Source organism: Psychrobacter sp. MES7-P7E (genome assembly GCF_002863645.1).
Classification (GTDB): Bacteria; Pseudomonadota; Gammaproteobacteria; order Pseudomonadales; family Moraxellaceae; genus Psychrobacter.
This window is the reverse complement of record NZ_PJBU01000103.1, coordinates 20,545-45,428: the sequence shown is the minus strand read 5'-3', so window position 1 is coordinate 45,428 and position 24,884 is coordinate 20,545. Positions and strand designations below refer to the sequence as shown.

The 24,884-nt window shown below is 43.5% G+C and carries 21 protein-coding genes and 1 pseudogene; 13 read left to right on the top strand and 9 right to left on the bottom strand.

The window, feature by feature from the left end; translation table 11 throughout:
- Positions 1-211 precede the first annotated feature (211 nt).
- The 7 genes from CXF62_RS09285 to CXF62_RS09255 all read left to right on the top strand — a co-directional run bounded on the left by CXF62_RS09285 (position 212) and on the right by CXF62_RS09255 (position 8,704).
- Positions 212-1,432, top strand: a complete 1,221-nt coding sequence (locus CXF62_RS09285; RefSeq protein WP_102094085.1) for an efflux RND transporter periplasmic adaptor subunit — start codon at positions 212-214, stop codon at positions 1,430-1,432.
- A gap of 259 nt (positions 1,433-1,691) precedes the next feature.
- On the top strand, positions 1,692-2,414 hold the full coding sequence (locus CXF62_RS09280) for a response regulator transcription factor (protein ID WP_102094079.1): 723 nt from the start codon (positions 1,692-1,694) through the stop codon (positions 2,412-2,414).
- Positions 2,415-2,499: 85 nt separating this feature from the next.
- The gene (locus CXF62_RS09275) at positions 2,500-4,647 is read left to right on the top strand and encodes a sensor histidine kinase (RefSeq protein WP_102094078.1); all 2,148 of its coding nucleotides are present in this window, start codon (positions 2,500-2,502) and stop codon (positions 4,645-4,647) included.
- Positions 4,648-4,903: 256 nt separating this feature from the next.
- The gene (locus tag CXF62_RS09270) at positions 4,904-5,674 is read left to right on the top strand and encodes a methionine ABC transporter ATP-binding protein (protein ID WP_057761581.1); all 771 of its coding nucleotides are present in this window, start codon (positions 4,904-4,906) and stop codon (positions 5,672-5,674) included.
- A 49-nt stretch (positions 5,675-5,723) separates the two neighbouring features.
- The gene (locus CXF62_RS09265; RefSeq protein WP_414559345.1) at positions 5,724-6,380 is read left to right on the top strand and encodes a methionine ABC transporter permease; all 657 of its coding nucleotides are present in this window, start codon (positions 5,724-5,726) and stop codon (positions 6,378-6,380) included.
- A 170-nt stretch (positions 6,381-6,550) separates the two neighbouring features.
- Positions 6,551-7,528 carry a MetQ/NlpA family ABC transporter substrate-binding protein gene (locus tag CXF62_RS09260; RefSeq protein WP_102094075.1) on the top strand — a complete coding sequence of 326 codons (978 nt, stop codon included), beginning with the start codon at positions 6,551-6,553 and terminating at the stop codon, positions 7,526-7,528.
- Positions 7,529-7,855: 327 nt separating this feature from the next.
- Positions 7,856-8,704, top strand: coding sequence for an aldo/keto reductase (locus CXF62_RS09255; protein WP_102094073.1), 849 nt, complete (start codon positions 7,856-7,858; stop codon positions 8,702-8,704).
- Positions 8,705-8,804: 100 nt separating this feature from the next.
- On the opposite strand, the gene ccmE is transcribed toward CXF62_RS09255, so the two are convergent.
- The 5 genes from ccmE to ccmA all read right to left on the bottom strand — a co-directional run bounded on the left by ccmE (position 8,805) and on the right by ccmA (position 12,306).
- On the bottom strand, positions 8,805-9,305 hold the full coding sequence (gene ccmE / locus CXF62_RS09250) for a cytochrome c maturation protein CcmE (RefSeq protein ID WP_102091822.1): 501 nt from the start codon (positions 9,303-9,305) through the stop codon (positions 8,805-8,807).
- 243 nt (positions 9,306-9,548) lie between these two features.
- Positions 9,549-9,779, bottom strand: a complete 231-nt coding sequence (ccmD, locus tag CXF62_RS09245; RefSeq protein ID WP_102094072.1) for a heme exporter protein CcmD — start codon at positions 9,777-9,779, stop codon at positions 9,549-9,551.
- Positions 9,780-9,795: 16 nt separating this feature from the next.
- A complete protein-coding gene (gene ccmC / locus CXF62_RS09240; protein ID WP_057761594.1) occupies positions 9,796-10,584 on the bottom strand; it encodes a heme ABC transporter permease CcmC in 789 nt (262 codons plus the stop codon).
- A 300-nt stretch (positions 10,585-10,884) separates the two neighbouring features.
- Entirely contained in the window at positions 10,885-11,592 is a 708-nt protein-coding gene (locus CXF62_RS09235) for a heme exporter protein CcmB (protein WP_102094084.1), read from the bottom strand.
- Between the two features lie 84 nt (positions 11,593-11,676).
- The gene (gene ccmA, locus CXF62_RS09230) at positions 11,677-12,306 is read right to left on the bottom strand and encodes a heme ABC exporter ATP-binding protein CcmA (RefSeq protein WP_102094070.1); all 630 of its coding nucleotides are present in this window, start codon (positions 12,304-12,306) and stop codon (positions 11,677-11,679) included.
- A 162-nt stretch (positions 12,307-12,468) separates the two neighbouring features.
- Here ccmA and CXF62_RS09225 point away from each other — a divergent pair, with 162 nt between their 5' ends.
- The 3 genes from CXF62_RS09225 (at position 12,469) to CXF62_RS09215 (ending at position 15,691) form a co-directional block, all read left to right on the top strand.
- Positions 12,469-13,578: a hypothetical protein gene (locus CXF62_RS09225; protein ID WP_185156629.1), complete on the top strand. Its 1,110-nt coding sequence runs from the start codon at positions 12,469-12,471 to the stop codon at positions 13,576-13,578.
- 30 nt (positions 13,579-13,608) lie between these two features.
- On the top strand, positions 13,609-14,463 hold the full coding sequence (locus tag CXF62_RS09220; RefSeq protein ID WP_102094069.1) for a YbjN domain-containing protein: 855 nt from the start codon (positions 13,609-13,611) through the stop codon (positions 14,461-14,463).
- A gap of 313 nt (positions 14,464-14,776) precedes the next feature.
- Positions 14,777-15,691 carry a histone deacetylase family protein gene (locus CXF62_RS09215; protein ID WP_102094067.1) on the top strand — a complete coding sequence of 305 codons (915 nt, stop codon included), beginning with the start codon at positions 14,777-14,779 and terminating at the stop codon, positions 15,689-15,691.
- A gap of 32 nt (positions 15,692-15,723) precedes the next feature.
- Here CXF62_RS09215 and CXF62_RS09210 read toward each other — a convergent pair whose 3' ends face one another.
- The 3 genes and pseudogenes from CXF62_RS09210 to coaBC form a co-directional block, all read right to left on the bottom strand.
- Positions 15,724-16,506, bottom strand: coding sequence for a sulfite exporter TauE/SafE family protein (locus CXF62_RS09210; RefSeq protein WP_101206033.1), 783 nt, complete (start codon positions 16,504-16,506; stop codon positions 15,724-15,726).
- Positions 16,507-16,586: 80 nt separating this feature from the next.
- Positions 16,587-17,231, bottom strand: a complete 645-nt coding sequence (locus CXF62_RS15005; protein WP_416220488.1) for a phosphopantothenoylcysteine decarboxylase domain-containing protein — start codon at positions 17,229-17,231, stop codon at positions 16,587-16,589.
- Positions 17,226-17,999 (bottom strand): annotated as a pseudogene (gene coaBC, locus CXF62_RS15000) (bifunctional phosphopantothenoylcysteine decarboxylase/phosphopantothenate--cysteine ligase CoaBC); the annotation flags it as partial. The pseudogene coaBC and the gene CXF62_RS15005, both read right to left, overlap by 6 nt.
- Positions 18,000-18,127: 128 nt before the next feature.
- Between coaBC and radC the strand changes: the two are divergent.
- From radC to CXF62_RS09190, 3 genes are all read left to right on the top strand, one after another.
- Positions 18,128-18,811, top strand: a complete 684-nt coding sequence (gene radC, locus CXF62_RS09200) for a RadC family protein (protein ID WP_102094064.1) — start codon at positions 18,128-18,130, stop codon at positions 18,809-18,811.
- A 349-nt stretch (positions 18,812-19,160) separates the two neighbouring features.
- Positions 19,161-22,088 carry an acyl-CoA dehydrogenase gene (locus CXF62_RS09195; protein ID WP_102094062.1) on the top strand — a complete coding sequence of 976 codons (2,928 nt, stop codon included), beginning with the start codon at positions 19,161-19,163 and terminating at the stop codon, positions 22,086-22,088.
- A gap of 524 nt (positions 22,089-22,612) precedes the next feature.
- Positions 22,613-23,989: a dicarboxylate/amino acid:cation symporter gene (locus CXF62_RS09190; RefSeq protein WP_057761609.1), complete on the top strand. Its 1,377-nt coding sequence runs from the start codon at positions 22,613-22,615 to the stop codon at positions 23,987-23,989.
- Positions 23,990-24,112: 123 nt separating this feature from the next.
- Here the strand turns inward: CXF62_RS09190 and CXF62_RS09185 are convergent, their stop codons facing one another.
- Entirely contained in the window at positions 24,113-24,868 is a 756-nt protein-coding gene (locus CXF62_RS09185) for a TSUP family transporter (RefSeq protein WP_101206038.1), read from the bottom strand.
- Between the last annotated feature and the right edge of the window lie 16 nt (positions 24,869-24,884).

The following is a 24,884-nucleotide window of genomic DNA, read 5'->3' as shown; positions in this document are numbered from 1 at the left end:
AGCACAGTTATTATTGCTTTTCCAGTAATTAGCAAAATTATGTTCGAACTCATTAGTATTACAAATAGCTGTTCTTATTTATTAAAGCTATAACTTCAACTCTTCTCAATACTGAGTTATCAACTTTCTTAAGTTTAGTAAATATCTTACAGTCGTTCCACCGCGTTACAATTCACTATATAATAATATGACGATTACAATGGTGACTGCTATGACAGCTTCTAGACGTTTAAGAAAAATCCTCTATTTATTCAGCGTACTATTTATCGCAGCTTGTCAGCCGTCACCTGTAAATGAATCGACTGTTACTGACACTGAAGCAGAGACCGCTGACACGCCACTTATCATCACAAGTGATAGTGTCACAATGACGCCAGAACATATCTTGAGTATCAAACCTTCAAGGTATCAGCCGAGTCTCGGATTACAAGGTAATATCGAACCTATCAAGCAGACCACATTTGTTGCGGTACATCCGATTCGTATAGAAAAAACACTGGTTAGTGAAGGTCAATGGGTAGAAAAAGGCACGCCACTGCTTGTCTTTAGACGTACGGGCACGGCTAGCAAAGCTGAAGATTTGAAAAAGCCTGAACAAGGTAATTCAGAATCAGGGGGTACTAATCAAAACAATCAAGAAGATACGCAAAACTCTGATGCTAACTCCGCACAAGCTGCGCCAGACGCAGATATCGCTGTTGTAAGAAAAACTGACAGTGATAAAACGTTAGAAGCAAATTCTGCGATAGATACTGATAGCAACATCACTAATCAAAATGCAGACATTAATACGGCTAAACAAGATGCGCAGTATAATTCGATTACCATTCATGCTAGTTTCTCAGGGCGAGTAGAAAACTTATCTGCTGATGCAGGACAACAGTTGGCGGCGCGCGCGTCTCTACTACAGATCAGTGACGAAACCAAGCTGCACTTTATGGCTACCCTGCCTATACAAGCAAAACCACAGCTTTCAGTGGGACAAACGGTCAATTTTACTGCCGATGGTATCTCAGACAAGTTTACGGGACAGGTCAGCAAACTGGTATCGACCAGTCAACCCAAAAAGCTCTTGGTCTATGTTAATGTCATCGACAATGAAGTTAGTCGTGATAAGTTACTGCCAAATATGAAAGTCACAGGGCGCGTCAACTATGGTCAAATAGATGTAGGCACTATCGTACCTAAGCGCGCGCTACATGATGTTGATCTGACAGAGTTGCAAACTCCTCCTTATATGCCGCTACAACCATTGACTGCAAATGTTTGGATAATCGGACAAGATCAGCGTTTAACACGCCAACCTATTGAGGTAGTGGAATACGATCCTACTACGCAGCAGTATTTGATAGCAGGGGTGAGCAATGATAGCTTAATTTGTTTGGCTGACTTACCTGTTGATTCTAAAGGTAAAAAAGTTATTGTGTCGTAATAGTTTACGTTGACAGTTACATTGCGTAGAAACATTAACAAAGCTTCTCTTGTTTTGTAACAGCATAATTAGGCAATATGACCCTACTATATATAGCATTATCCGAGTATTAAAATACGACTCACATTTAATTATGCGCTATTCTGTATATTTGAAAACGTAGAGGCTTAATAGTTTAACTATTTATCATTACCAACAACTCGTTATTACCAGAAACGTTATACTTTTATAAATCACAATAACAATTAGAGGACATCCCATGAGTAAGCAGATTTTATTGATTGAAGACGATCCAGATTTGGCTGAGCTGATCAGCGATTATTTGAACATGAACTATTATGATGTGCATCATGCTGGTCTTGGTCAAGAAGGTCTCGACTTATTAGACACCAAAGAGCGCGATATTGACTTGGTTGTATTGGATCTTATGCTACCTGATATGGACGGTATGCAAGTATGTCAAAAGATTCGTGGCAACAAGAATAACATGACCAATAAAGTACCTATTATCATGCTGACCGCAAAAGGCGATACAACCGATCGCGTGTTGGGGCTAGAGATGGGTGCTGACGATTATATCGCCAAGCCTTTTGAGCCGCGTGAGCTTTTAGCTCGTATTCGTGCAGTTATTCGTCGTCATGAGCAACCAAATCAAGCCGATAGCCAATCAGACAGCTTAACCTTTGGTCGTTTGAGTGTGTTCCCTGATAGTCATGAAGTCACTATCGATGACCAACCAGTACGTCTAACCACGCATCAGTTTCAGTTGTTACACTACTTTGCCACTCATTCCGGCAAGGTGTTGAATCGTGAGCAACTCTGGCAAGCGATGCCAAATGATGACAGCTCAGACAATATTGACCGTGCAATTGATGTACATATCTCGCGTTTACGTGCTTTGATCGAAGACAATCCACGCCAGCCAAAGCGTATTATTACCGTACGCGGCGTCGGCTATCAATTTGCCACTGATCAGGTGTAATCATAAAGGATGCCTAATTAGCTGACTCATGGTGTAAACTCTATATCATGAGTCGGTACAAGCGTTTAATAATAGAGATCGTTTAATGCAGCAATTGGGTTTTCGTTCCGTATTTGCCAAACTATTTGCCAGCGTCATGCTGGCACTTACTTTATTTGCTGTAGCAATGGTGCTATTGACCCAACTTGTCCATGACAAAGATGCGGGTATTCGCTCAGAGATATTAGCCACGCAGATCTTGGGGCAAATCGATCCCTTCTTGCATGAATTGAATATTTCTATCAGCAAAGACAATCGTTTGCAAGCTCGCTTTATGCTAGCGGTGGTCAAAAAAAGCTTCGATATCTTTGATGAGTCCCTGCAAGCGAAGATGGGCTTATATGACAACGACGGTCATCTACTGATGCAGACGGACAATAGCGATCTGCCCTTGCTGCTACCTGAAGAACCCTCTTTGATGACTCGTGTTTTTCCCTCCTTTGCCGATACTCCGCCCAACCAGCAAGCGCAAGTCTACAGTAGCACAGGCTATACCCTATTATATGAGTCGCGCTTACCACCCAAAAAACCCGTACTTTCTGCCGTCCTTAACCTCTTTACTGGTACGCTACTACTCTTGCTCATTATGGCAGGTGTACTATGGTTGATTGCCCGGACCATGACTTGGCGAATCAATCAGTTAAGCCAGCAAATGAGTCAATTGGGTGACGGCGACTTTAGCGTTCGGGTCAATGCTCGCGGCAATGATGAGATTGCTTCACTCGCGCATGGCTTCAATCAAGCGGCGCAAAAGATTGAGCATCTTATCAATGCTAATAACTTACTCTTAGCCCACGCTTCGCATGAGCTGCGCACCCCTATTACCCGTATCCGTTTGCAGATCGAGATGATGGATATGCTAGCAAGCGCGATGCCAAATGACATCAAAACCAAATTTGATAAACGCGCGCAAGCTATCAATCGCGACCTATCAGGTCTTAATGACTTAGTAGAAAGCATATTACTGGTTAGTCGTTTGGATGCAGGTCATGCCTTACAGCAAGTTGAAAACTTAGATTTATACGATTTGGTAAATCAAGAGCGCCAGCACTATTCTGAAGCTACGCTAATTGGTGAACACTTAATTATCGATGGTCAATCGGCGATGCTGACTCACCTGATCCGTAACTTACTTAATAATGCGATGCTCCACGGAGTGCCTCCTGTTACCGTGTTATTATATGGCGTGCAGCAGATCGAAGAGGCAGGCAACGTACCTGACTATCTATTACAAACAGTGCTATGCAGCAGCTTTGTCGATTACAACAGTTTAGACTTTGACGATTATGAAGAAAACGCTGATGCCAAAGTAATTGAACACCAAACTGCTAAGCATGAAGCTACTAGTTCGGTTGACAAAAATAAATCAGATACAACTGACTCAATAGCAGAGCTACCGACGCCTATCATCTACAGAAACGGTGAGGATATAGTTGCTCGCAATGAGAACAACGAGAGCAATGATGAAGTCAGTATTGACGACGATTTTTCAGATGACAGCTTGATAGACAATGCTAGCAAACCCCAACCTACTACTAGTGAATCATCACTACTTGCTGACTATTACAGCTTTACCAGTGAGTTGACCGACAGAATTAAGAAAGTTATTTGGAAGGCTGTTCCAGATTCTACTTCACCTGTTAATCACGCCGATAATACTAACGATGCTGACAGTATTAGTAATACTGACATGACTGAAGTAGCATCCACAAACTTTATAAGCAAAGTAGAAAGCGAGAATACTGGCACTCTTGTTAATAATAGTGCTCAAAAATCAGATAAATCTATTACTGATACCGCTACTAAAAATAATGGCTCAAACAATACGAAAGATGACGCCAAATCTAACAGTTCAAACCATGAGAGCTCAGGCGCAGTTGTGCGTAAAGAAGGCTTATTTGCCAAGCATATGAAAAAAGCCAAAACTGAGCCCGAACGTCCTCTGCCAAAATATGCCGTGCTAGCTGTAATCGACGAAGGCACTGGTATCCCTGAAGGCAAGCGAGAAGAAGTCTTCAGTCCATTTGTACGTTTACAGCAGAAAAACAAAGGCTCTGGATTAGGGTTATCTTTAGTCTCACAAATCGTTACCGCTCATCAAGGGCGTATTATTACAGATACCTTAAATGGTCATACTAGATTTTTGGTGACCATCCCAATTCATCATGACCCTCATTACAACTATCACGAGTAATCAATCCCCATCGTTATATAGATAGCTATTACGCTGTCGCCTTCACATTTGCCATTTTAACTGCTTATTCTTAATAGCTATTAATCATAAGCCGGACACGTATGTGCATATCCAAAGTACCTGATAATATGCTATATTACCGCCCCTTATTATACGGTTATTGACTGTTGTCGTTTTGACAAGCTTCTTACATATTGAAAGAGGCCTGATGACGCGTTTTTAACCATTAAAAAATTTATTAAATTTTGAGCCCTCCATGAATGACATGATTGTCTTAAACGATGTGACCAAAAGTTTTTTAAGCGACCGATCAATCAAAGACAAAGACGGCAAACCACATTGGTTTACCGCTGTTGAGCCGACATCTCTGACTATCAAACAAGGCGAAATCTTTGGTCTAATGGGTTATTCAGGCGCAGGTAAATCTACCTTATTGCGCCTAATCAATATGCTTGAACGTCCAGATTCGGGTCAAGTCGTGATAGATGGTACTGACCTAACCACGCTGTCTGCCAGTGAACTACGCATTGCCCGTCATAATATCGGTATGATTTTTCAGCAGTTTAATCTGATGTCTAATCAAACGGTTTTTGACAACGTGGCATTTAACTTAAAAATCTCTGGTTATCCAAGTCGCGACATTCATAAGCGCGTCATGGATTGTCTTGCGATTGTTGATCTGACTGATCGAGCTGGTCACTATCCTGCGCAGTTGTCAGGTGGACAAAAACAGCGTGTGGGTATTGCCCGCGCGATTGCCCCTAGTCCAAAAGTATTGTTGGCCGATGAGCCAACCAGTGCGCTTGACCCTGCAACGACCCGTAGTTTGCTGACTTGTCTGCGCGATATCAATGAGCAACTTGGCGTGACTATCGTCATCGTGACCCATGAGATGAGTGTTATTCGTAGACTTTGTGATCGCGCAGCGTTATTGCATCAAGGACAACTATTAGAAGTTGCGGATGTGCGAGACGGTCTGATTCAAGCAACCACCCCGATTGGCAAAGGCCTAGTCGTCGAGGACTAATGAGGCAGGAGAAATAGATATGTTAACTGGTACTGAATTATCCGCCTCTATAGACAAGTTACTTGTGTTACGCAAAGAGATCGTGAGCGCATTTATTGATACGTTTGTGATGCTCGGTATTTCAACCACGGTCGCAATCGTCATCGGTGGACTGTTTGGCATATTCTTGTTTTTGTCTAGTGATCGACAGTTTTTGCAAAACAAGACGTTGTACGGTGTGCTTGGCGGTATTACCAACTTTATGCGCGCCTTCCCTTTCGTGATTTTGATGATTGCGATGAGTCCGTTTACCAAGGCCATCGTTGGTACGGGTATCGGACCAATTGCTGCATCACTAGTACTTGCTATCGCTGGTTCGTTTTATTTTGCGCGTTTGGTTGAGCAAAATCTACGTGAAGTGCCGCGCGGTATTATCGAAGCCACTGAATCGATGGGTGCACGACCTTTTACCATTATTAAAGTACTACTTAATGAAGCACGCTCAGGTTTAGTATTGTCAGTCACTATTCTTTGTATCAGCTTGCTCTCTTATTCAGCGGCGGCTGGTATGATCGGTGGTGGCGGTTTGGGTGATTTGGCCATTCGTTATGGCTATTATCGCTATCAAACCGAGGTAATGATTTTTATCGTGATTGTATTATCCATCATGGTCGTATCGATTCAAGCCTCTGGTAACTGGCTCGCCAATCGTTTAGATAAACGTTAAACCGCTTTAGAGAATACTTGACTTTACGAGCGACTAGGTTTATTTTTGGCAACACTCAACCCTTATCTCAGCTCTTACAACAAAAGCAGCATTACTATTTATAATGTTGCTTTTTTAATGTTCAGACGATAAACGTTTTACTCAATCCCATTCATTATTAAGGACATATTATGAAATTAACAGATATCAGCCGTCAGTTAGCTACCGCATTTGCTGCTGTTGGTGTATCAGGTCTAGTCTTAGTTGGTTGCAGCAATTCATCAGCGCCAGAAGCGACTAAAGAGCCAGTAACCGAGGGTGCCACTGCAGAAACTGCCGCTAGCGATATCGATCCTGACCATACCAAAATCGTTATTGGTACGACTGAAGGCGATTTTGCTGATATGGTTCGTAACCAAGTGAAGAGCACGCTTGAAGCTCAAGGTTATGAAGTTGAGTTGATTGCTTTTACTGATTATGTCCGTCCTAACCTTGCATTGGCTGAAGGCGATTTGGATATCAACATCTTCCAACATAAGCCTTACCTTGATACCTTCAAAAAAGAAAACAACCTTGATTTGGTTGAAGTATTCCAAGTACCAACGGCTCCACTTGGCATCTACTCAGGTAAAAAGACCAGCCTTGACGCTGCATTCAAAGGTATGAGTGTTTCTGCACCAAACGATCCAAGTAACTTTGCTCGTGCGTTGGTCATGATGGACGATCTTGGCTGGATTAAACTAAAAGACGACATCGACCCATTGACTGCATCAAAAGCTGACATCGCTGACAACAGCAAATACGATATCGATATCGTTGAGCTAGAAGCGGCTCAATTACCACGCGCGCGTGATGAAGTTGACTTCGCGGTTATCAATGGTAACTATGCTACCGACTCTGGTATCAAGCTGACTGAAGCTTTATTCCAAGAGCCAAGCTTTGCTTATGTGAACTGGTCAGCGATCAAATCTGCTGATACTGGTAAAAAATGGGTTGAAGATGTGACCAACGCTTATAATTCAGAAGCTTTCAAAAAATACGCTCATGAAACGTTCCCTGGCTACAAGTATCCAAAAATCTGGGGTACTGATCATAGCGCACACATGGACACTGCTGCTAAAACTGAAAGCGCTGACGCTCCAGAAACTGCAGAAGCTGCTGCTCAGTAAGACTTTAAATCAAAAGTACCTAGTTTTTTAAGTGTTATGATTAATAGAAACGCCCATTACTTAAAGTGATGGGCGTTTTTTTGTCTTTAATTTTGGGAGTGCTGTCTTCCAATACCGTTATCAAAAGACTAACTGTGCATTAAATAACTATTAAAAATCACGTTACAGCCTGTTTACCCTTTGTAGGAAACCGTCACTCACTCTTCCACTTGTCCTTGGTTTTTTCTATAGTGGACAGGCTCAATAGTAATTTACTCGTTAGACCATACTATTGATGACATTTAAAACTAATGAAAATTATAAAATACACATAACAAGGATAATAATATGAGCGCTAAAAACTATAATATTCGTACCGCTGGACAAGCAAATATCCCAATCCTAGGGCTAGGTACTTGGCAGTCAACTGGGCAAGATTGCGTAGACGTGGTCAAAAAAGCGCTAGAAATGGGTTATGAGCATATCGATACCGCTCAAGCTTATGGTAATGAAAAGGAAGTTGGCGAAGGTATCAGACAATCGGGCGTGGCTCGTGATAAGTTCTTTTTGACTACCAAGATTTTCCCAGATGATATGAAGTTTGAGCCAGAAAAACTAGTCTCAGCAGCGAAACGTTCTTTGGAAGATTTGGGTACAGATTATGTCGATCTGTTGCTATTGCACTGGCCTGATGACCGCGTGCCATTATCTGAGACCATTCCTGCGCTGTGTGAACTCCAAAAGCAAGGCTTGACGCGTCATATTGGTGTTTCAAACTTCAATATCGCTAATATCATCGAAGCCAAGAAATATGCTGATGTGCCTATCGTCGTCAACCAAGTAGAGTTTCATCCGTTTATTAAGCAAAACACATTGCAGACCTTCTTGAATAATCATCATATTCTACTAGAAGCCTACTCGCCATTAGCGCGTGGTGATGTATTTGATAACGAAGTGATTAAAGAGATTGCAAATAAGCACAACGTCACACCAGCACAAATCTCACTAGCTTGGATCTTATCAGACAAGCATCGTGTGGCTATTCCAAAAACGTCTAACCCTGATCACCTGCAAGGCAATCTAGATGCCATCAAAGTTGAGTTAAGTGCAGATGAGTTAGAAAAAATCGGTAACCTAGCTAGCTCTGACGGTCGTAAAATTGAACATCCTGACTATAGCCCAGTATGGGATGACTAATAGGATTAATAAGTACGATTATTTGATTAGCTAAACAAAGCTCAATAAAAAGCCACCGATTATCGGTGGCTTTTTTATGTGGTATAAAAACTCACAATCATTACTGTTGCAGCGTTTCAGTCTCATGTATTTTTTCAGCAGGATTATACTGTTCAGAAGTAGGTATCGCTCCACTGCGGTTATTTTCTTTCATAGATTTGGCGACTTCTGGTGGCATATAGTTTTCGTCATGCTTAGCCAGTACTTCACCAGCGACGAAAGTATCACCCTGCATTTTACCCGTAGCCACGACGCCTGAATTTTCAGCAAATAAGTCTGGCAGAATACCTTGATAAGTCACTGGCACGGTTGATTGAAAATCAGTAATCGCAAACTCAACATTTAATGGATTGTCTGCTGCACGCTGCACACTGCCTGCAACCACCATACCACCAGCACGAATACGTTTGTCTTGAGGCGCTTCACCTTGGGCAATAGCGGTTGCATCAAAGTAGTAGTCAGTTTGCTGCCCGATGGCATAGATAACCAACATAACTGCTACGGCCGCACCTGCCAGTGTAAACATAACCCACGTCAGTTTTTTCCGACGAACTGCATTCATACCACTACCCCATTAATGAGTCACTGTTTTATAAATCATAATCAATCTATAAAGCAGAAAAATTTGAAGAAACCACCATTAGAAAAACGTTCTAAAAATGTCTTTCTAATCGTACTCTTCTAATCGCTATATGGTAGCATTTTTCGGACAAATCAATAAGCCCCATCGCTATTCGCAAGGTCATATTTTTGTCAGTAAAAGGATACGGCTTCTTACGCTAAAACCATGATATTAAGTTGATTTTTATTCAGATTGCCTAATCACAGAAGTCACAGGCGTTGAAGTTTTGGTCGTCCGTTGTGCTTGACGCGCTTGCTGGATGGTCAGCTGTTTGATAAGTGACTGTCGCTGTCTGCGGCTATAGATAATAAAGGCCAACATCACGCCGATCGTTATCGCCCAGCACGACCACACAAAAACCCCATGCTTACCCATGGCGAAAAACTCAGATACGCTATAAAAGTAAGGCTGCATAGTATTTTCCTAGCCGTTATTTGTGTTGACCACGAATGTATTCTTTAACCCACGCTTTGCCTTGATCACGGTATAAAATCAGCGTGTTAGTACGATAAATCGCTAATGTCGCAACCAGTAAATAGCTGCCGATAATCATCAGTAGCAAGGGCATCCACATATCTGCCGACATCTTCGGTGCGGCAGTCAAACTAAAGGTCGCGCCTTGATGCAAGGTATTCCACCACTCTACTGAGTACTTGATAATAGGCAGGTTCACTGCGCCCACAATAGATAAAATGGCGGCCGCTTTACCGCGATTGGCCGTATGCTCAAAAGCGGCAAACAGCGCCATCACGCCCGCGTATAAAAACGCTAATATCAGCATTGATGTAAGGCGTGCGTCCCATACCCAGTAAGTACCCCATGTTGGTTTTGCCCAGATAGAGCCTGTAAGCAAACTGATGACACACAGCAAAAACCCCATCGGGGCAAGTGCCTGCGCGACCAAACTGGCTGTCTTAATCTTCCATACCAAATAAATCACTCCCAGAACTGCAAGGGAAAAATAGATAGAAATGGCAAGACTGGCCGCTGGCACATGGATAAAGATAATGCGATAGCTATTGCCCTGAAGATAATCAGGCGGCGCAAAAGCAAGGCCCCATACGCTACCAATGAGCAAACAGAGACTGGCTAATATCGCTAACCACTTGACCCAAGGGCTAAAGATACGAAAAAACTGCTTGGTACCCACAGTGGTCAAGAAACCCTGCCAAATGCGCTGCCACAAGCTAGGGGATGAGACGTTATTCAGGTTGGGCATGGGAAGAAACCTATTACACAGCTTACTGGTGATAAATGATGCGGTCTATCAAAGCAACACTATCAACTCACCTGCTGGCGTTAAACACTGGATAGAATCTACAAAGAGCTGTTTACGTATTCAATTGACTATTATAGCAAAATTGTCAGTTTTCACCACGATGTTAATATATAGGGTTCAAACAACTAGGTTCAGATAACTAGATTTATATTGCTAGGTTTAGATAACTAGATTTATATAACTGGGTTTAGATAATCAAATTTCGAAATCTGGATTTTAAGATTGCAACAAGCAAATCGTTTAATTGAGCCATGACATCTTTAAAGTGGTAGCAATCACCCAAGGCATAACTAGGACAGAAACAATACTTCCTGCTAGTAATAAAGCTAAGATAGGCAAACCATTCAGCCCAGAGGCAAATAAATCAACCGCACCCGTAGCAAAAATCAAGACTGGCAACTGCATCGGTAAAGCAATCAAAGGCACTAATACTGCCCCATTCTTTAACGATAGCGTCAAACTACTGGCCACTGCTGATAACATCAAAAGCATTGGGCTACCTGTCACGATAGAAGCCATCAAGATCCACGCTTCAAACCAACTGAGCTGAAATAACGGCACGGCAAGCAAGCTAAGCACTGCCACAATACCACTACTAAAAATCCAATGAATGACCAGTCTAATCAGCACCCATAGCGGTAGTGACGCTTTGGCCACGACCAATTGCGCAAGCGTACCATTATCAAGCGCAGGCTTAAATAATCCATCAACACCCATTACCAGTGACAGCAATGCAGCAATCCACACTGCTGATACGCCCAGACGCTGCAATAGCGCAGGCTCACTACCGACTGCCAACGGAAACAAAGTAATAATCACTAAGAACAGTACTAACGGATACAACCATTGTACCGCTCCTTGCTGCTTGACTTGCCATTCACGGCGCCACAGCTGCAGGAAGCCAATACTGCGAGGCACTGCGACAATAGCATTTGGGCTTTTATTCATGGCTGCTACTGATCCTACTTGTATTGGACTGTCTGTCATTATTTGTCCTTGCACGTATACTGATGGTACTGATAGCAATCAAACTTATACCATGTAATTTGACAAATCGAGCACCTGATTGGCGACACCGACTGCCTGATGACTGGTCATTAGTATCGACCCGCCAGCCTGTGCAAATTCGCATAATCGCTCTTCCATACGTGCCACCATATCGACATCTAGCGCCGTGAAAGGTTCATCAAGTAGCCAGAGCGGTGTCACGTCAGGAGTTAACAAGAACAATCGTGCCAGCGTGATGCGCCGCGTTTGCCCAGCTGATAGATGACTTGAGCTGATCGTTTCAAACCCTTGTAGTCCAACCCATGTGAGTGCATCGTCAATATCAGCAGCGCTTGGCGTAATACCATATAAGTTCAGTAGAAACGTCAGGTTTTGTGCCACTGTCAAATTCGGATGAATGCCCAACTGGTGCGAGACATATAAAGGCTGGATGGGCAGGCACGATTGTCGTTGATAAGTAACTTCACCTGACAAAACAGGTAACAATCCAGCCAACTGCATGAGTAACGTGGTCTTTCCCGTCCCATTTGCCCCGATTAGATGGCAAATACTACCCGCAGATAGCTGCAACGTAACGCCTTCGCACAGCGGTATCTCACCGCGCTGAACTGTCAGCTCATCAAGTGCAAGTAAAGGCGTATCCAAAACCGTCATCAAAACCTCTGGTTATTTATCAAGCAGTAGTCAATATTCATCACAAACAAAGGCAATGTTCGTGGCATAATACCCTATGCTCGCTACAAACACACAGTATAGCAAATTGTCGATTACTCTGACTTCAAAAAGTACGACCTCAAAAAAATACGACTTTAAAATATGACTTCAAAACCTATGCCGACTTCACAAGATAGCCAAAAACCTAATACTGCTGCAGAAACTAAAAATGACAACGCAGACACTAACTTGTCAAAACAGCCATCAGCCAGCCGTTTGACAGTAGATAGCTTGATCGATGCTCAAGTTAACTTTATACAGCAGTGGTTGCACAATCAAGCTGAGCCACTAGCGATGGAAGCTTGGCAATGGTTTGGTGCGCAGCCTTTAAGCAAATATATTACCTGTGACCATTTACAGCAGCTGATGAAAGACTGGCTGTTAAATCAGCCGATGACTGAGGTAATGCGTACCGACATCCGTGATATTTTGCACACTATTATTTATCACCCAGTCAATGACAATGTGCCTTTATCTGAGCTGGTCGATGATGCCCAAGTTGAAACTTTGGCCAACTATATCGGTAGTCACGAGCAGCAGCGCAACATATTAATTCATACGCTGGTCGGTAACGAAACCTTTGCAGATTTGTTGACCCAAACACTTTATCACGCTATCAATGACTTTATGGAAAGCACCCTCGATAAAGCAGGTGGCGTTGGTAAATTGATGAAACTTGGACGTAGCTCTTTTGAAAAGGCGACCAACAGAAACCTCGATGAAAAACTGCGAACCTACTTGCATCGCAATATCAAAGATTTGACGCGCAAAGCTGAAGCCAATGCACAGGAACACTTATCGAACGAAGAAGTGGCGCGTCTGATGGTTATGGGCTGGGATCGCATCAAAGACCAACCGATTAGTGAGATACAAACCTACTTAAGCGATGAGCCTGGTAATAGTAGCATCGACCATATCGAAGCCAGTATCCAACAAAGCTATAACCGCCTGCGACTGTCACCGTATCTGCACAGCTTAGTCTCGGCAAGCATTGACACTTGGTATGCCAATCATCAGTCTGACACGATGGCGACCATTGCGGCGAGTTTGCACATTGATGAAGCGGCCATGAAGCAATGTAGCACTACACTACTGCCTATCGTGTACGATGCTCTTGAGACGCCTTGGTTAACGGCTCATATTCGTGAAATGCTAGCAGCGTTTTATGCACAGCCTGCTATCAAAGAAGGTTTAGCATTCACTCACGATTAATTTATAACTCTTACTTGTCAGCATACTATTATGAGTCAACGCAATAAACTCAGCTTGTGGCAAAAGATCAAACGGTTACTGACTGCTTCCGCACCGCAGTCAGTCGTCGATGCTGCAAGCGAGCAAGGACATGCATCACTTGCTGACAGCGAGATTAGTAATACAAAAAATATATCGGCTGATATTTCTAATATCAGTTCTCAAGCTACTGACAGTACTGTCTCTGATATCTCTCATGAGTTAGAGGCGAATCAGGGCAGCGAACAGAATAACCCTCAAGCACAAGCACATACATCTCAACTCAAAACCGATAACTTAAAAACCGATAGCGCAAATGCAGAACCTCAAAACCAGAGTGACACACCTATCGTCGACTGTTTAAAGCAATACTTCAATGACAAACAGTGGCACTACACGCATTATCGACCCAAAACCAACGACAGCCAAAAATCACATCATTTATCCTTAAGAATGCGTCATAAGCAAATAAACTGTGGCTATCTGTTTCGGGTGCAAGAAAAAAATAAGCTGCTGGCAGTTTATGGCATTCTGCCATTTCTGATACCAGAAAGTCATCAAAGTGCCGCGATGCTACTTATTACCCAAATCAACTATGACATGCTAGTCGGTAATCTAGAGATGGATGTCAACGATGGCGAAATACGCTACAAAAACGCTATCGATGTCGAAGCAGTTGGGATCGACAATGAGATCATTGAGCATTTATTGCAAAGTGTGGTTGCGATGACCACGGTCGCCAATGAGCTGTTTGGCAACTTGGTTAATAACCAAGACCCTGCTGAAGACATGCAAACGCTACTTGTCGAGCTACGTCAACAGTCAGACGCGCGCACGTTCTTTTTACCGACTCAGTTTGTTCAATAGTTCAGTCCGTTCGATAACTCAGTTTGTTCAATAGTTCAGTTCATTCGATAAACTGGTTTTTCAATCAAGCCATAATCTACGATAGCTAGGGCGTGTCCTCATTTTAAAAATGGTGATAAAAATGAGATAAATTGCCGTCAAACGAGGAAAATAGTGCAGATAATATCGAGATATTGACCAACTATTTGACGATGTTTGGCAAAATTTAGCTGTTTTTAGCCCATTTAGAGGACACTCGTTTGAATTGAGGACACGCCCTAATACTTGCTTCTTTATCTATCCAAAAAACCATCAATATTAAGCTAGAATTCTTATGCTAAAAATCGCCTACTCTGATGTCTTTCGCTACTCTGTGCCCGAAAAGCACCGCTTTCCTATGCAAAAATACATATTGATTCCTGAGCGTTTACTAGCAGAAGGGACTATTAATCAGGATAACTTCTTTGCCCCTGCTCGCTTAAGCGAAGATGAGATTTTGACCACGCATACCGCAGAATACTGGTATCAGCTTAAGACCCAAACACTGCCGCGCAAGGCCGCACGTGCCATCGGATTTGAGATGACGCCGCAGTTGGTAGAACGCGGTCGTTATATTGCTCATGCAACGTATGAGTGCGCGCTATATGCTCAGCAATATGGCGTGGCTATGAATGTTGCAGGCGGCACCCATCACTCTTTTGCTGGTCATGGAGAAGGCTTTTGCGTATTTAATGATGTCTGTATCGCTAGCAACTTATTGCTAAATCGCGGACAGGCAAAGAAGATTTTAGTTATCGATTTGGACGTTCATCAAGGCAATGGCAACGCCAGTATCATGGCAGATGAGCCACGCGTTTTTGTCTTTAGCATGCATGGGGCAAAGAACTACCCGTTTCGTAAGCAAGTATCAGACTTAGATATTGAGCTAGACAATGATACCAGCGATGCTGAGTATTTACAGATATTAGAAGATACGCTGCCACGTTTAATCGCTGAAGTTGCGCCAGATATGATTTTTTATCAGTCTGCGGTCGACGTGCTCGCTACCGATAAGCTCGGCAAACTTGGTTTGACACAAGCAGGGTGCAAGGCGCGTGATGAATATGTCCTGCAGCAAGCAAAAGCCACCAATATCCCTGTCGCTATCGTGATGGGTGGCGGCTACTCAGAAGATATTGAAGATGTGGTCGAGGCGCACTGCAATACCTTTCGTTTGGCGCAGCAGATATTTTTTGAAGAATTGGTCTAATAAAATATTGTTGAAAAGGCTTATATCTTTAGCTATAACAATGCCGTAATGCCTTGCCAGCCAACGCGTATTCCAAGCACGATTAAAATCAATAAAATAAGCTGACGAAAACGCGCTTGCGGTAAATAACGACGTAAACGGATTCCAACTAGCAGTGTGACTATAGACAGCACACTCAAAAAAGTAATCAGCTGCCACTCACCACTGCTCAGTGCCATGATAGGCTCACGCAGCACAATAATTTGAGCAATCTTTCCTAAGAAATAGCACATGTTACCGACTTTGGCGATGGTATTTTTATCGTCACTGGCAGACAACAAATACATCATCAGGATGGTCGACATTGCATTGGTCGAGCCGCCAATCACGCCTGCACCAAAACCAACGGCAATTAACATAGGCTTGGTGTTTGGTAGACGGATTTGCTTACCAAGTAAACTACTCACAACGTAGAAAGCAATGACCGCGGCCAACAATAAGAGAATATAAGCGCTATCAACCCATAGCAATAGTTTCGCACCTAAAATGCTACCCAATAGGCTAGTAAGCGCAAGCAACCAATAGCGTCTGCCGTAGTAGATAAAGTTTTGCCAAATGGTGCGTTCACCGCCTACTAGCCATGTCATCACATTAACGACTAGCGAGGGGAAAATCACTAACACAATGGCGTGTTGCAATGGGTACATACTAGCAAGCGCAGTGGTCGTTACTAGCGTTGCGCCAAGTCCGCTAATACCATGTAGCAGTGAAGCAAGCGCAAAAATGATCGTCAGCACTAGCATCTGAGTGCTATCGTTACCAGCTATATTCATCATATCGGTCACACCATTTTAGGCTCAGCGTCTGTATCTACACACTATCTACATGCTAGCTATCAGATTTAGCGCCTGTAGCTCTAACTATCTTTACGTTGACCGATTGCTTGACCAATAATGCTAGCCAGTTGCTCAGCAATTTTATCTTTACTGGTCTTCTCAAGTGTTACCGCGTCACGCTCATAGCGCTCAGAGAAAAACACCTGCATCGCATTGTCATCACTAGCAAAACCGATATCTACACGTGAGACATCATTGCAAGCAATCATATCCAAATCTTTTGCTACCAACTTACCACGGGCATAACGCTCGACATCTTGCGTCTCTGCGGCAAAACCAACGACAAATAGCTCCGGATGCGCAAGAGAAATCGTCGCTAGAATGTCAGGGTTTTTAACCAGACTGAGCGTCATGGCATCTTGTGTCTTTTTGATTTTTTGCGGTGCGGCTTCTTCTGTACGATAATCTGCCACGGCTGCGGTCGCGATAAAGATATCTGCTTTTACAAATTGGTTGTCATCATAAGAATGTAGCAAGTCATTATGGTCATGGTCGCTTACATCGTCATCACCGCAACCACAGTCGCCATGATAATGCTCTTCAGAATGGGAATGGTTATGAGAATGACCATGCGTGTGATCATGAGAATGGTCGTGCTCATCTTCAAAGACCAATTGAAGCTCGCTATGCGTGCCATCTACACATTGCTGCGCCGCTATCAGCATATCTTCAGCAGACAGCACATCGATCCGTGTGACATTAAGCGGCGTGGGCAATGCCACTTTACCACCAGCGATTAAGACAACGTCTGCACCAGCAGCCACACAGGCGCGCGCCAATGCAAAGCCCATTTTTCCTGAAGAGTGGTTAGATAAATAACGTACAGGATCAATCGCTTCTACGGTGGGACCTGCGGTAATGACCACTCTTTTGCCTGCCAGCAATTGCGGCGTTGTGTTCATCGCTATGAACAGTAAAACCTCACCCAATAACTGCTCAGGCTCAGGCAATCGCCCTGCTCCGACATCACCGCACGCTTGCTCACCGCTAGCTGGCTGGATAATCTGATAATTCATATCGCGCAAGGTTTGCACATTTAGATTGACCGCTGGATGCGCCCACATCTGCTGATTCATGGCAGGAGCAATAATGACAGGCGCTGTAGTGGCAAGGCACACTGTAGTCAATAGATCATCAGCCATACCCATGGCCAGACGCGCAAGCGTATTGGCTGAAGCAGGTGCAATGACGATTAAGTCGGCCCACTTGGCCAGCTCAATATGCCCCATGCCTGCCTCTGCCTGCTCATCGAGCAACGACACGTGCACCTCGTTACCCGTCAACGCCTGTAGAGTCAGCGGTGTGATAAATGCTTGTGCACCTGTCGTCATGATAACGCGCACATCAAAGCCTGCCTTAACTAACAAGCGGGCAAATATAGCAGATTTATAAGCGGCGATACCGCCAGTAATAGCAAGCACAATATTGGACATAAGCGTGGCATCAACAAAAAAGTGAAAAGATAAAATTGCGCTTATAGTAACAATTATGAGATAAATTGGGTAAGATTTTCCGTATCTATCTCAGATAACAAGTATCAACCCATTTTCAAGGAGTGACCATGGCGATCAAAGACTGGCATGAGGATGACAGGCCACGCGAAAAACTTTTAAAATTTGGTGCAGCTCATTTGTCTGACGCCGAGATACTGGCCATATTTTTGCGTACGGGTACTCAGTCTCAATCAGCGATTGAATTAGCGCGGCATTTGATTGATCAGTTTGGTAGCTTAGCCGAGCTATTAGCCGCCCCTCAAAAGACGGTTCTTGCCTGTCATGGTATTGGCCCTGCAAAGTACGCCCAAATATTAGCCTCACTTGAGATGGGTACGCGCTATCTGGACAGCCAACTCAAAACTGGGCAAGCACTAGGACGCTCACAAGCGGTCAAAGACTATATCAGTACACAGTTGCGCGGCGAGCACCGTGAAGTATTTGCGGTACTCTGTCTGGATAATGCCCTCAACCTTTTGAACTTCGAGATATTATTTACTGGTGGCATCTCATCTTGTTCGGTCTGCATCAAGCATGTACTGCGACACGCACTAAGCCACGCTGCCAGTCAACTTATCATCGCCCACAATCATCCTCATACCGATGCCAAGCCATCGACGGCAGATAACTTACTGACCTATGAGCTAAAAAAAGCCTGTGACCTGTTAGATATCTCGCTTGTCGATCACATCATCGTCGGACGTAACGACACTTTGTCTTATGCCGAAAGCTGCCTTGCCCCTTTTGGTTAGCTCTTTGACAAGTTTTCGATAATAGCTGGCTACGTGTTCCAACTAGACATATGATGAACCTGCAAACAATTATTTTTGATACATATCATCGACAGAGCGTAGCATTTTGGCTCTTGATAGTTATCGACAACTGTTTCATATTAGTAGCCATTCTTGTCATTTATTTGTCAATTACTTGCTAGACCGTTAATACTAGTACTTAAGAGACGTAAAACCGAGCATTTATGGATTAACAAATCATTCGATTTACTTGTAAGACAGTGAATGGCAAGACGAAAAACAATTATAGTTAGCTCTTTCATTCACGTACTTTTCGCATTTTTTATTCAGCGCTTTAAAGGAGATAGTCATGGCAATTGGCTTGTTTATTTTGGCAGTCATCATTCAGTTAGCCGTGGTCTTGGCCATCTTTTTGTTGTCCTTATCACGGGTCACCGGTAGCATCGTCGCCCTGATTACGGTTATCGTTACCGCAATTATCAGCCCATGGTCGCTCATTTTGGGTATACCAATGGCATTACTGTGCTTGGTCTTACTCATTGCACCGCTTCGCCAATCGTTAATCACTAAACCTGTTTATAAGGCGCTGGGCGGTGCGATGCCGAGTATGAGTGATACGGAGCGTGAAGCACTTGATGCGGGTACTAGTTGGTGGGAAAAAGAGCTGTTTATGGGTGCGCCGAATTGGGATACCTTTGCCAATTATCCTTATCCGCAGCTTTCGGAAGAAGAGCAAAGTTTCATCGATAATGAAGTAGAAACCTTATGTGCCATGCTTGATGAATGGCAAATCCAGCATAAAGATAAAAATCTATCACCTGAGGCATGGCAATTTATCAAAAGTAATGGCTTCTTAGGTTTAATCATTCCAAAAGAATTTGGCGGCTTAGAATTTAGCTCCTATGCGCAAAGCCGTGTAATGAGTAAAATCGCTTCGCGCTCGCCGACTGCCGCTGTGACCTGTATGGTTCCCAACTCGCTCGGCCCTGGTGAGCTATTGATGCACTATGGTACAGACGAGCAAAAGCAGCGCTGGTTGCCAGGTCTTGCCAAAGGTGATGAAGTGCCTTGCTTTGGTTTAACTGGGCCCGAAGCGGGCTCTGATGCAGGTGCGATTCCTGATACAGGTGTAGTCTGCTACGGTATGCACGAAGGCGAGCAAGTGCTTGGCCTACGCATGAACTTCTCTAAACGTTGGATTACCCTAGCACCTGTCGCCACTGTCGTTGGTTTAGCATTTAAAATGCACGATCCTGAAGGTCTGCTTGGTAATCCTGAAAAAACCGATTACGGCATTACTTGTGCCCTCGTTCCAGCCAACCACGAAGGTGTCGTAACAGGGCCACGTCACAATCCAATTGGCTCGCCATTTATGAATGGTACGGTTGATGGTAAAGATGTTTTTATTCCATTAGATTACATCATTGGTGGTGTCGAGAACGCTGGTCGCGGCTGGCGTATGCTGATGGAATGCTTGGGCGTTGGTCGAGGTATCTCTCTGCCGGCTCTATCGACATCAGCCAGTGAAATGACCTATCTGTCTGTCGGTGCGTTCGCAAAAGTTCGCGAACAGTTCAAGATATCAGTAGGTAAATTTGAAGGTGTACAGGACGCTACTAGCCGTATGGCGAGTAACACTTATATGTTAGAAGCGTTCCGACATTTGGTCACTTGCGGATTAAACCAAGGTGGCACGCCATCAGTCATGACTGCCATGGCCAAATACTATGCGACTGAAACCATGCGTAGCGTCGTCAACGACGGTATGGATGTGGTCGGTGGTCGTGCTGTGCAAATGGGTCCGCGTAATTTCTTAGCGACACCTTATCAGGCGATTCCTGTCTCTATCACGGTAGAAGGCGCCAACATTTTGACCCGCTCGCTCATGATCTTTGGTCAAGGTGCGATGCGCTGTCATCCTTATTTATTCGACGAGCTTCAGTTACTACAGAACGAAGACAAAGCTGCTGCTACTGAAAAATTTGATACCCTTTTCTTCAAACATTTAGGCTACACGTTTAACCGTGGCGCCAAAGCCTTTGTCGCAGGTTACATCGGTGGTAGCGATAAGGCCCCGAGTTTCGCAGACGCCTTTACCCGTCCCTACTACAAACATATTAATCGTTTAAGTGCGAGCTTTGCCCTAACTGCTGATATGGCATTAGGACTACTAGCAGGAGACTTAAAGCGTAAAGAAATGCTCTCTGGTCGTTTAGCAGACATCCATAGTCATCTATTTATTGCGACTGCTATTTTGCAATTCTATGAGCATGGTAGTAAATCAGAATCTGAGCGATTGCATGCCGAAGTTGCGCTACAAAATAGCTTGTATACGATTCAAGAAGCCTTTGTGTCATTCTTCGCCAACTTCCCAAATCGTATGGCAGCCAATGTGGTTAGCTTTGTGACTTTCCCAAGTGGACGTATCTTTACCCCAACAAGCGATGAGCTAAAACGCCAGTTGGGCGAGACTTTCATGGATGATTTTGCAGCCAACCCGTTCCGCGATTATCTAAAAACCATGGTTTATTACAACACAGATGCAGACGATGTAACTGGTCGTATGGAGCATGCTTATCAGACGTTGGTCGAAATCGAACCATTGTGGCAGAAGTTTAAAAAGGCAGAGCATCAAGACAGCTTTGAAGGTCTAACCTTTGAAGATCATGTGGTACACGCCAGTCAAAATGGCGGCATTACCGAAGAAGAAGCAGAAGTTCTGATTCAATATAACGCCATGCGTTTTGATTCATTATTGACCGATACGTTTGATAAGCATCTATCGGAAGCGCTAGAACGTGACAATCCACATGCGCTTGAAAATGCAGTTCACCAACTGACTGATTACGCACAGCTAAAAAGACAAGCTCAGAGTAAAAACGGTATCGCTGTGGATACCGATGCATCTGTCATCGATGAGCTAGCCACCACTAACGAACCAACTATTAATGATCTAGACAGTACTGCAAACACAGACAATCATACTGGCGATGCCAATCCTAACCATGGTTATGAAAGTGATGGCGATGTAGAGTTGGTCAGTGAACAAGATACTGTCAAAGAAGTAAATTCGCAGACAGATTTTGAAGAATCAGAGCCTGAGATAGAGGCACTCGATCATCGCCATCGTGACGCTGAATCACATCTTAACGAGCGTATGGGCAACAATCATAATCGTCATATTTCACCACCTGACGAGATCAATACTGAAGTAAGTGATAATGATATCAAACCTTTAGAACGCCAATCTCCTTTGTCACGCGAAGAAAACGATTAATGGTCTATTCTGTTTTTAATATTGCTATTAGAAACTCAGTATTATTAGATTTTATAATAAAACTTTCACTTCTTATTAGCCAGACTATCTATAAACGATAGTCTGGCTTTTTTTGGTCTATTGAAAATTTTAAGCTTAATTAATCATATGAGTCTTATTCTTTTCTTTGCATTTCGATAATTTGAAATCAATGGTTCAATATCAATAGTTTGACATATTTGCTTACCCTAAAAACTCTTTCATGAATATTTTGTTTCATATGGGAAACAAACCGTTTAGAATAAATATTGACTATATTATGGGCACATAGTTGTAACGAGGAATGTACATTTAGAATAAAATCAGAAAAAAATCTTGCAGTGCCCTTAGCTATTCTTTTATATTGTCCACGAAAATGTGACATCGAGCGACAATCACGGGAACTTAATAGTCATAACAAGCTTTGTAGTAAGGCTGATAAGTACAATCATGTTGGCTAATGAACACTTACTATAAAGCTGTTATGCACACAAAGGATATGAATTATGTGGAAGAATTTGGGACTGACGGGCAAGATCATTGTTGCCATGGTGCTCGGTATTGGACTGGGTCTATTTCTAAACTACTCAGGATTGAACGGCGAAGGTGGCTTTGTTAACACTTACATCACCAATGGCTTCCTTGCCATTGTTGGTAAACTATTTGTCAACTCGCTAAAAATGTTGGTCGTACCTTTGGTGCTTATCTCACTGATTTGCGGTGTATGCGGTATTGGTGATATTCGCCTACTTGGACGTATTGGTACCAAAACGTTCATTATTTATATGATAACCACTGCACTCGCTATTGCGACTGCGATTGGTCTTGGCTCGTTATTCGGTATCGGTAAAGGCATGAATATCGGAACGGAAGCCGAGTTTGAAGCTGCGTCAGCGCCGCCTCTACTTGATGTGTTCTCTAACATTATCCCATCGAATCCCATCAGTGCGATGGCAAATGGCGATATGTTATCGATCATCTTCTTTGCTATTTTGATCGGTGTCAGTATCTTGATGGTAGGTAAACCTGCCAAAGGCTTAGTGCAGAGCCTAGAGCTGATCAACGAAGTTATCTTAAAGATGGTCACGATCATCATGAACCTTGCACCATATGGTGTATTTGCGCTATTGACCAAAGCAATGGCAGAGCTAGGTTTAGACTTGATTTGGTCACTACTTGGCTATGTCGCGGTATTGGTCGGTTCATTGGCCTTCCACTTCTTTGTCACCATGATGATTGTACTTAAGGTCTCTTCAGGCCTGTCTATCAAGACGTTCTTGGCAAAAATGCGTGAAGTACAAATCTTTGCTTTTAGTACCTCAAGCTCAAACGCGACGATTCCTATTACCTTGCGTACGGTTACCAAACGTATGGGTGTAAACAACTCAGTTGCATCGTTCACTGTTCCTTTTGGTGCTACCATCAATATGGATGGTACGGCTATCATGCAGGGTACTGCGACCATCTTTATTGCCAACATTTACGGCATTGATTTAGGCGTGACCGAATACTTAACCGTCATCTTGATGTCAGTACTGGCATCTGTTGGTACGGCTGGTGTACCTGGTGTTGGTCTAATCATGCTGTCTATGGTATTTGCTCAAGTGGGTCTACCAATCGAAGGTATTGGTCTAATCTTGGGTGTGGATCGTATCCTTGATATGCTACGTACTGCTGTAAACGTTGGTGGCGATGCTGCTGTTACTACTATCGTGGCAAAATCAGAAGGCAAAATGGATCTGGCTATTTACAACGATCCTAACGCTGGTGCAAAAGATGTATTTGATGGTCATATCGATGAAGACAATGAGCGTGAGTTCTCTGAAGTCTTTAGTGATGGCATCATGGGTAGTGAATACGATGATGTTGATCGTCGCCGCTAACCCACGCTTGCTAGATAAGATAGAAGTGCATAAAATAAAAAACCTCAGTCAAATTGGCTGAGGTTTTTTTATGATCAATAACCAGTAAATAACAATGGTTGATACGGTTCTATCAATGGCTAATTAGCCAAACACGTACTTGGTCAACATCGCCAGACAGACCAGTACAATCACTGGACGAATCAATTTGCTACCGCCTTTAACCACCATATGCGAGCCAAAATAGGCGCCGATGGTTTGTCCAACCATCATCGCTAGCCCCACTTTCCACAGTACGTTACCACCCAAAATAAAGAAGATTAACGAACCGATATTGGTCGATAAATTCAATACTTTAGCCGCGCCTGTTGCTTCGATAATTTGACGACCACGTAATGCCACATTGCCAAGCGCAAAAAACATCCCAGTACCTGGACCAATATAACCATCATAAAAACCAATCAACGGTGCCACGACTTTTTGCCACTTACTCTCTGAGATACGCGGTGCCGCCTCTACTTCACCCAATCTAGGAGCAAATAATGTATAGATACCGATAGCCGCAATTAAAAATGGAATAACCTTTTCAAGCAAGTCAGGTGGTGACATCTGTACAGCGATGGTGCCAATAACGGAACCAATAAAAGCGGCGATAATAGCGACTTTGATACGTTGCGGTTTGACGACCCCTTTTCTAATCATAGTAATAGACGCAGCTAGCGCGCCTGATGCCGCTTGGAGTTTATTGGTACCAAGCGTTAATACTGGTGGGATGTTGGCCAGTAGCATGGCAGGGATAGTCAACAATCCGCCGCCGCCAGCGATAGCATCAATAAATCCTGCCAATGCGGCCACCGCAGTAAGCATTAAAATAATCTCTAACGAGAAAGTTAAGTCCATGACACTGACCTGCAAA